General features: G+C 62.0%; 5 protein-coding genes. 2 read left to right on the top strand and 3 right to left on the bottom strand.

Going from position 1 to position 8,822, the window contains the following annotated elements:
- From Q0W88_RS09525 to Q0W88_RS09515, 3 genes are all read right to left on the bottom strand, one after another.
- Positions 1 to 960, bottom strand: a 960-nt coding sequence (locus tag Q0W88_RS09525) for a LacI family DNA-binding transcriptional regulator (RefSeq protein WP_297802813.1), incomplete at its 3' end; no start/stop codon positions are given.
- Positions 961 to 1,012: 52 nt separating this feature from the next.
- Positions 1,013 to 3,538, bottom strand: a complete 2,526-nt coding sequence (locus Q0W88_RS09520; RefSeq protein ID WP_297802810.1) for an exo 1,3/1,4-beta-D-glucan glucohydrolase — start codon at positions 3,536 to 3,538, stop codon at positions 1,013 to 1,015.
- A gap of 56 nt (positions 3,539 to 3,594) precedes the next feature.
- Positions 3,595 to 6,348 (bottom strand): TonB-dependent receptor, encoded by a 2,754-nt coding sequence (locus tag Q0W88_RS09515; protein WP_297802807.1) that lies wholly within the window; start codon positions 6,346 to 6,348, stop codon positions 3,595 to 3,597.
- Between the two features lie 429 nt (positions 6,349 to 6,777).
- On the opposite strand from Q0W88_RS09515, the gene Q0W88_RS09510 reads away from it, so the two are divergent.
- Both Q0W88_RS09510 and Q0W88_RS09505 read left to right on the top strand, forming a co-directional pair.
- Positions 6,778 to 8,076: a sugar MFS transporter gene (locus tag Q0W88_RS09510; protein WP_297802804.1), complete on the top strand. Its 1,299-nt coding sequence runs from the start codon at positions 6,778 to 6,780 to the stop codon at positions 8,074 to 8,076.
- 34 nt (positions 8,077 to 8,110) lie between these two features.
- Positions 8,111 to 8,822, top strand: a 712-nt coding sequence (locus Q0W88_RS09505) for a glycoside hydrolase family 16 protein (RefSeq protein WP_297802801.1), incomplete at its 3' end; no start/stop codon positions are given.

Here is an 8,822-nt window from a genome sequence, read left to right as displayed (position 1 = left end):
GGCAATCAGCAGCTGGACCGCTTTCGCCGCCATGGCTTCGATCGGCTGGCGCACCGTGCTCAGGGCCGGCCAGACCTGGCTGGCCAGGGGAATATCATCGAAGCCGACCACCGACAGGTTGCCGGGCACGCTGACCCCGAATTTGTGCGCGATGCGCATGACGCCGGCGGCCATGTCGTCGTTGGCGGCGAAGATCGCGGTCGGCGGCTGCGGCAGCGCCAGCAGCGCGGCGCCGGCCACTTCGCCGGAATCGAAGGAATTGTAGCCCTGCACCACATAGTCATCGCGTGCCGGCAGTCCGAGCTCGCGCAGTGCCGCCCGGTAGCCTTCCAGACGCAGGCCGACCGCGCGGTGATCAGGATGTCCGGCGATGAAGGCGATGCGCCGGTGTCCCAGCGCATACAGCGCGCGCGTCATCGCAATGCAGGTACGTTCGTCGTCGGTCACCACCTGCAGGATGTCGGCCCGGGTTTCTGCCGGCGCGATCGCCACCACCGGTACGCCGGCTGCGACCAGCGCGTCCACGGCATCGCTCATGTCGGACAGCGGCGGCGTCAGGATCACGCCGTCGAAACGGCCCTGCCGGTGCAGCGTGACGATTTCATCGCTGATGGCCTTGTTGCCGAAGTCACAGGGATGCAGCAGCAGGTCGTATCCGGCCTCCTGGCAGGACTGCAGCGCGCCGCGTTGGACCTGGTGGATGTAGTTCGGGCTCGGGTTGTCGTACAGCAGGCCGAGCGTCAGCGATTCACGCGCGGCCAGACTGCGCGCCGAGTGGTTCGGGCTGTAGCCCAGCGCCGTGATGGCGGTCTGCACCAGCGAGCGGGTCGCCGGCGCGACATTGGGTTCGTTGTTGAATACGCGCGACACGGTCTTGATCGACACCCCGGCCAGCGCCGCGACATCCCCGATGGTCGGGCGACCCGGACGGAGCACGGCGGCCGGTGCAGCGGACGGCATGCCGCGCTTTCCGGTTTTTGCGGTGGGCTTGCTCGGTTTTCGGGGCTTGGATTTATTCACGGGGCGCTTCACAACGGATGACGGCCTTTCCGGCCATGCCCGGCACCATACGTACGCCGGTGATGCCCAGCGACAACTTGCCGGAGGTCGCGATCAGCATACCGGTGTCCACGCGTTTGAGGTCGGCGCCGGCTTTTTCAAAACAGTAAAGATCCATGCTCAGCGAGAACCAGGTGTTCAGGGGGGCGCGCTTGAAGACGTCACTGAGGTTGCCTTTGGCACCGCAGGGATAACCGCAATCGATACGCAATTCTACCGGTTGGGTCGGCCTCGACTCAAGCAGCATGTCGATGACCAGCGCGCCGCCACCCTTGCGCAGAGCAGTGAGGTCCTGCGGCGACGTGCTGTTCAGGAACACCTGCCCGACGCCGCTGCCGTTCCAGACCACACGCCGTGAATCTTCCTGGACTTTGCGGTCGAAGGAACTGACCGTGACCGCGCCATTGGCGGAGGTGGTGGTGTTGCCGGTCACCGGCAGACTCCAGCCGCCCTTGTCGCCGAGCGAAAGTTTCCAGGGCGCCACCGGGCCGCGTTCGAACAGGATCATTTCGGCGGCGGCGGTGACGGCTTCGGCGGCACCGAATTCGGGCAGATCTTCTCCAAGCGTGGCGGGCCGGGCGTAACTCAAGCCATAACCGGCATTGAACAGGGCCTTGGGGGCACTGGCGTCACGGATGACCTGCGCCTGCTGCGGCTCGGCCGGCCAACGGAAGGGCAGACGGCCGGTAAAATCATGGGCAATGCCGCCATCGGCTTTTCGGAACAGCACATCGGCGATACCGGCGCCTTCCGAGCCCGGCAACCACGCAGCCACGAAGGCGTCGGATTGGTTGAGCTCTGGATTGGTCCAGAGCGGACGGCCGCTCAGCAGCACGGTGACCACCGGAATGCCCTGGGCTTTGAGTTTTTTCAGCAGCGCCAGATCGGCAGGGCGGGCACGCGCTTGATTGAGATCGCGACGGTCGCCTTGGCCTTCGGCATACGGTTCTTCACCGATGACCACGATGGCGGCATCCGGTTTGGTCTTGTAGCTGCCATCCAGGCTGCGCTCGACGCTGCCACGCCCTTTTACCGCATCGGCGATGCCGGCATAGATCGAAGTCGCGCCGGGGAAATCGGCATTGCTGTTGCCGGTGCCCTGCCAGGTCAGTGTCCAGCCACCCGACTGCCGGGCGATGTCATCGGCGCCGTCACCGGCGACCAGCACATGCATGTCGGTTTTCAACGGCAGCAGGGCCTTGTTGTTTTTCAGCAAGACCAGCGATTCACGCACGGCGCGACGCGCCAGCGCCCGGTGCTCGGCGGCACCGACCGGCTTCGGCGGGCGGGCGGCGTTGCGCTGCGACGGCAACGGGGCATCCAGCAGACCCGCGCGCAACTTGACGCGCAGAATGCGGCGCACGGCATCATCGATGCGGGTCATCGGAACCTGACCGCGTTTGACCGCCGCCAGCAGATTGGCATGGAAGGCCTTCCATTCTTCCGGCACCATGAACAGATCGATGCCGGCCAGCACCGCAGGAACGCAATCGGCATTGGAACAGCCGGACACCTGGCCGATGCCGTTCCAGTCGCTGACCACGATGCCGTCGAAACCCAGACGTCCTTTCAATACCTGGTTGAGCAGATACTCGTGGCCGTGCAGCTTCTTGCCCTGCCAGCTGTTGAACGAGACCATCACCGTCTGCGCGCCGGCGCCGAGCGTGCCGCGGTAACCGGCGCCGTGCACGGCAGCCAGTTCGGCTTCGCTGATCCGGGCATCGCCCTGATCAACGCCGCCGGCGGTGGCTCCGTCGCCGATGAAATGCTTGGTGGTGGCGATGACGCGGCCGTTGCGCAGAAAATCGGCGCTGCCGGCCCGGCCCTGCAGGCCGTTGACCAGCGCGGCACCGAGCACTTTCACGATATCGGGATTTTCCGAATAGCTTTCGTAGGTGCGGCCCCAGCGGAAATCACTGGCCACCGCCACGGTCGGTGCGAATACCCAGCCGATGCCGGTTGCGGCGACTTCTTCGGCGGTTGCCGCGCCGATGGCTTCGACCAGAGCCGGATCATTGGCGGCGCCCAGGCCAAGATTGTGCGGAAACAGCGTGGCACCGAAAACATTGTTGTGGCCGTGCACGGCATCGGTGCCCCAGAGCACCGGAATGCGGGTACCGCCGACATCGACGGCCGCCTCGTGATAGGCATCGGCGAGCGCCAACCAATCACCGGGCTTGGCCTGTTTGTTGGTCTGCGGGAACGAGCCGCCGCCGTTCAGCACCGAACCGAGTGCGTATTTGCGGACATCGGCCGGACTGGCGCTGCGGATTTCGGCTTGGATCATCTGGCCGACTTTCTGCTCGAGCGTCATCGCGGCGAGAATGCCGTCAATGCGTTTTTCCAGCGCCGCATTGGCCGGCACGGGGTTGGCAATGGGCTCCCAGTTGGCGGTGTTTCCGGAGGCCTGCGGCGTACCGTAAATCGGTGCCGCCATCAGCGCAGCCAGGCATACGGCTGCGATCAATCGCTTTTTCATCGTGTGCTCCAGCCCGGAAGAACCGGACGCCGTAGCGTCCGGTTCTCGGATGACGATCAGAAATCCTTGTGGAACTTGATACCGTAGGAACGTGGCGGGAAGAAGCTGGCCTTCATGTACCCCGGACCCGGATCGGCCCACTGGCGGACCAGTTTGTCGGTCAGGTTGTAGATGTACAGTTCGGAACTCCAGCCCTGCATGGTGTTGACCAGGCGCACGGAGGCGTTGAAGGTGGCGAATGCACGCTGGCCGCTGTGGAACGGACCTTCGTCGAAGTTGTTGTCGGCGAAGAACATCTCGCTCTGCCAGTGCATCGACAGATTCGGGATCAGCAGCATGTCATCGCCGAACTTGAAGGTCTGCTCGAGGGTCAGGTTGGTCGAGAATTCCGGCGACCACGGCAGCTTCTTGCCGCGGTAATCGGCAGGACGGCGCAGGGTATTGTCCGGACGGACCTGGGTCGGATCTTCCGGCGCGCATTCGGACAGACCGAGGTAGGCGCGCTCGAAGCAGAACCAGCCGTCTTCGGCACCGGGGAACTTGGTGATGGTGGCATCCAGATAGGTGAACCAGCCAAAGACGCGACCGCCCTGCCAGGGCAGCCAATCGAACTCGATTTCGAGGCCTTTGACTTCCGCTTCCGCGATGTTGGTGGTCAGCAGGGTGCCGATGTCGCGGTTGCTGACCTGCGATTTGCCGACGATGGCCCAGGTGGTGCGCTGCATGTTGTCATACTGGGTGAAGAACACATTGCCCAGCAGATTGAGCTTGCCATCGGCGAGGCGGGCCTTGAAGCCGGCTTCGAAGGTGGTGGTTTCTTCCGGCTCGTAGGCGAACGCGGTCAGTCCGCCTTCGCAATCGCAGACATTGACTTTGTCGCCGAAACCGCCGGCCTTGTAGCCGGTCGCGGCATAGCCGTACAGGAACCAGTTTTCGTTCAGCTCGTAATCGGCGCCGAGACGCCAGGTGCCCTTGCTCCATTTGGCCGAGAAGGTGTTGTCGGTGCCCGGTACGCGGTCGATGAAATCCTCGGCCAGCGAGCCCATGCCATCGGTCAGGTTGCCGGCCTGGTAAAGGCCGCCGGAAGTGGACCAGTACGGCACGATGCCGATCAGGCCCCAGCTTTCCATCCAGAACGATCCGGTCGGATCGAAGGCGCCCGGATTGACCCAGTAGCCGATGGTTTCATGATTGGAACCGCCCTTGTCGCTTTTCTTGTCCCAGCTGTAGCGGTAGCCGGCGGTGATGTTGAGCTTGTCGTTCACCTTGTAATCGAGCTGGCCGAAAAGCGCTTCCGACTCGACCTGGCGGTTGGGCTGGACGAAGGACTGCGCCAGCGGAATGCCGGCCGAACAGCAGAACGGGATTTCGACGTCGAAACGGATATCGTTCTTTTCCTGCAGATAGAAGGCACCCAGCACCCACTTCAGCGGACCGTCACCGGAGGACTTGATCTGCAGTTCGCTGGTCAGCGAGTCATAGTTCGAGTAACGGGTGGTCAGCTGCAGGTCTTCGAACGGAAACAGGGCATACGGCGCAAAGCCGGCATCGATGATGGCCTGCTGGTCGCGGATCAGGAAGCCGAAGCCGCCGCAGCAGACGCGGTTGATGCCGAAGGCCGGATGGTCCGGATCGGCGAACGCGCCGCCGTCGCCATCATAGGCCTGGGAGCGGGTTTCTTCGGAATAGGCGATGCGGTGCTCGACCACGATGTCATCGGTGGCCTGCCACTTGAACTCGGAGCGCCAGGTGTCGATGGTCATGTTCAGTTCGCCCGGCACGTTGATGTTGGCCGAGAACTGCGGCTGATCGCATTCGAAGAAGGTGCCTTTGGCTTTTTCGCAGTCTTTCAGCGAAACCATGCCGGCGCCCTGGTCGCGGTAGCGGTCGAAGGTCAGCAGCCAGTCGATGCTTTCGGTCGGCTTCATGCCCAGACTCAGGCGGCCGGCCCAGCGGTTGGAGTTGCCATAGGCATCGGAATCCTCGACCGGATGGTTGCGGCGCTGGTCGGTATTGGCGATGCCGTCGGCCGGAACGTCGTTCGGTCCGTTGAAGATGCCGTCGTTGTCGGTATCCCAGTTCAGGTCGAAGGTATCCATGCGCTGGTCGATGTAGCTGTCAGTCTTGTCGACCATGAACGAACCGCGCAGGGCGATCCAGTCGTTGAACGGCACGTTGAACATGCCGCGCATCAGCTTGTGGTTGTTGTTGCCGAATTCGATGTCGCCGCCGCCGAAGGCCTGGTCGTAAACCGGACGCGCGGTGATGATGTTGATCGAACCGGCGGTGGAGTTGCGTCCGAACAGGGTGCCCTGCGGGCCGCGCAGCACTTCCACGCGCTCGACGTCATGCATCAGCGCGAGTCCGTTCTGCGGACGCGGCGTGTAGCTGCCGTCGATGTGGATGCCGACGGTCGGATCGCCGAGTTCGGTGAAGTTGTTGGAGGTGATGCCGCGCACGACCACCTGCACGCCGGAATCGGAGGGCGAGAACCCGACCTGCATGTTGGGCACCAGATTACCGAGATCACGGACGTCCTGCACACCCTGGCGGTCGAGGTTGTCCTGGGTGAATGCGGACACCGCCAAAGGCGTCTGCATCAGCGTGGTTTCGAATTTGGTGGCGGTCACCGTGACTTCTTCCAGCACCTGCGGCGTTTCCTTGCCGGTGGTTTTGGCCTTGGTCTTGGCGTCATCGTTGGCTGCGGCGGTTTCAGCGTTCTGCTGCTGCTCCTGCGCGTGCGCCTGCGTGAACAGTACCGATGCAAACATCAGTGCCGCCGACAGGGTGGTTCGTAGACTGGAATTCATAACCCTCTCCATCAATCGTTTTCGTTGTCGGCTTGGCGCATCCACAGGGCTGGCCATCCGGTTTTTATATTCGTGCTGCGACCGGCCTTGGGCCGATTGAACGGAAATTTACCGATTTATGACAACGATGTCAAGAATGCGTCCAAACCAGCCGATAATCGCACACAAAGCTCGCTTCTACAGCGGACTGATACAGGTCATTTAATATATCTATATTATTGTTTATATTATATTTAGTTAACTTTTTGAAAGACCCTGACGTCCTGATTTATGGCCGTCACAGGATATTGACATCGGTATCAATGGCTGTCATTGTCTTGCAAAAGGTAGCCCTAGAGCCTTTATTCCGACCGACGGCGGCCCAAGGCAACACCAACCACCACCACGAGCGCGCACCTTATGAATCAAGGGCGCGCGGGGAGAGAGAATATGGCAGTGACACCAGGCATTTCGAGCAGCACGGATCCTTCAGCGGCAAGGGAAGACGGCGCGCCCATCCATGCGCCCGGATTGCAGGGATTCGTCTTCGCCTTGTTCTTCATTTTCGGCGGGATCACCTCGCTTAACGATGTCATCATCCCAAAACTGAAGGAATTGTTCACGCTGAACTACACACAGGCCATGCTGGTGCAGTTCTGCTTCTTCACAGCCTATCTGGTGATTGGTATTCCCGGCGCCAAACTGGTCAAGAAGATCGGCTACATGCGCGGCGCAGTTGCGGGCCTCGTGACCATGCTGTTCGGCTGCCTGCTGTTCATTCCCGCATCGCAGACGGCGACCTATGAGCTGTTCCTCTTCGCCCTGTTTGTTCTGGCAAGCGGCGTGGTGCTGGTCCAGGTGGTTTCAAACCCGCTCATTTCCCTGCTCGGCCCGTCTTCGACGTCGCATAGCCGACTGACGTTCGCCCAGGCCTTCAACTCGCTTGGCACGACCGTTTTTCCGATAGCCGGCTCCATCCTTATCCTCGGAAGCCTGGCGTCCATGAGTGCAGATCAATTATCGGGCGCTGAGCTGGACGCCTATCGCGTGGCGGAAAGCCAGGCGATCGTGAATGGTTATGTCGGCATTGCCATTGCGTTGGCGCTGGTGGCCGCCGTGGTCTGGGTGTTCCGCGACAAGCTGCAGGGCGAGCGGCATGAGCCCAGCTCCGGGCTTGGCGGCGCCGACCTGCTCAAGCGCCCCCGCTTCGGCTTCGGCGCGCTGTGCATTTTCCTTTATGTTGGCGCTGAAGTATCGATTGGTTCGCTGATCGTGAATTACCTGATGCAACCCGGTGTCATGGGCCTTCAGGAACAGGCGGCGGGCAAACTGATCGGCCTGTATTGGGGCGGTGCGATGGTCGGCCGGTTTATCGGATCGGCAGTGCTGCGCATGCTGAGTCCGGGAAAAGTGCTGGCATGTGTGGCCGTGGGTGCCATCGCCCTGATCGTACTATCGACCAACACCACCGGTATGCTGTCAGGCTACAGCCTGCTGGCGATCGGTTTGATGAATGCAATCATGTTCCCGACCATTTTCAGCCTCGCGTGCGAAAAGCTGGGCAGCCGGGCTGCGGATGGATCCGGCATCATCAATGTCGCCATTTTCGGTGGCGCGGTGATCCCGCTTCTCACTGGCGTCATTGCCGACGTAAGCGGCAGCCTTTCCTTTGCGCTCGTACTGCCCGCAGCCTGTTATGCCATCATCGCCGGTTTTGGCATCTATGCGCGCAAACCGGCGGTGGCCTGAATCCCCTGCCGCCTGCAAACCGAACAGATACGCTATGCGCTCGCTGCTGTTGACCGTCATTCTGGCAGCAGGCCCGGGACTGGCGTACTGCCGGACCTCAACAGCGCCTGCGCACCCCGCGGCGCAGGCGCAGACGTGGCAGGAGGGGGATCTGCTGTTTGCGGATGAGTTCAATTCCGGCCAGCTCGACCGGTCGAAATGGAATGTCATCGGCCCGGATTTCTGGGTGAACAACGAGCAGCAAGCCTATATCGATGCGCCTGAAACCATCCGCTTCAGGGACAATGGCGAATCAACCGGTGCCGATGGCGGGGCGCTGGTCCTGCAGCCCGTGTTCCGGAAGGGTTTCGAAACGCCGGACGGGCGCAAGATGGATTTCGTTTCGGGCCGGATCGACACGCGCGGCAGGTTTGAATTCACCTATGGCCGCGCGGCCGCGCGCATCAAGATGCCCGACGCGGCCGGCGTCTGGCCGGCCTTCTGGCTGCTGGGCAACGGCAAATGGCCCGAGACCGGAGAAATCGACATCATGGAATATGTGGGCGAAGCCGACTGGACCGGCGTTGCCCTGCACGGCGAGGGCTATTTCGGCGAGACCCCGCTGGTCAACAAGCATTTCTTCCCGCCGGAAACCGATGCCACCCAGTGGCATGAATATGCGGTGGAATGGACGCCTGACCAGATACGCTTCCTGGTGGATGGCAAACTCACCTATCGCGTCACCCGTAAAATGGCGGAGCATTACG

The sequence above is a fragment of the Arenimonas sp. GDDSR-1 genome, from assembly GCF_025980345.1.
GTDB lineage: Bacteria > Pseudomonadota > Gammaproteobacteria > Xanthomonadales > Xanthomonadaceae > Arenimonas.
The sequence above is the reverse complement of the archived record's forward strand: the minus strand, read 5'-3'. Positions and strand labels throughout refer to the sequence as shown.

Bases quoted from the DNA above. Each gene is read 5' to 3' on its own strand.
- Q0W88_RS09515 (WP_297802807.1), bottom strand. From the start codon at position 6,348: ATGAATTCCAGTCTACGAACCACCCTGTCGGCGGCACTGATGTTTGCA.
- Q0W88_RS09510 (WP_297802804.1), top strand. From the start codon at position 6,778: ATGGCAGTGACACCAGGCATTTCGAGCAGCACGGATCCTTCAGCGGCA.
- Q0W88_RS09520 (WP_297802810.1), bottom strand. From the start codon at position 3,538: ATGAAAAAGCGATTGATCGCAGCCGTATGCCTGGCTGCGCTGATGGCG.